Below are 253 nucleotides of genomic sequence, written 5' to 3'. Positions count from 1 at the left end.
CACGTTGCGACCACCGCCATCCGATGGTGGTTCGCCGTGATCGTCCCTTGAGCCGTCCTTCGGCCTGAAGCTCTTCATCGACGCCCAGGCTTCGATCAGCGTGCCATCGACAGAGAAATGGTCTGTGAGAGCTGGCTCGGGAAATTTGGACAGGACGGATAAGTGGAATTTCTGCCTGACTTCGGCTTAGATGCCGGGAACAGGAGATACCATGACGAGACGACCGCGCCGGAACCATAGCCCGGCCTTCAAG

At 58.5% G+C, this 253-nt stretch carries 1 pseudogene; it reads right to left on the bottom strand.

Annotated elements, in window-relative coordinates:
• A pseudogene (locus JNB88_RS33350) lies at positions 1-183 on the bottom strand (IS5/IS1182 family transposase); the annotation flags it as partial.
• Between the last annotated feature and the right edge of the window lie 70 nt (positions 184-253).

This window comes from Rhizobium cauense (assembly GCF_019511525.1).
Classification (GTDB): Bacteria; Pseudomonadota; Alphaproteobacteria; order Rhizobiales; family Rhizobiaceae; genus Rhizobium; species Rhizobium cauense.
Note: the sequence above shows the minus strand (reverse complement) of the source record. Positions and strands in the feature narration are given on the sequence as shown.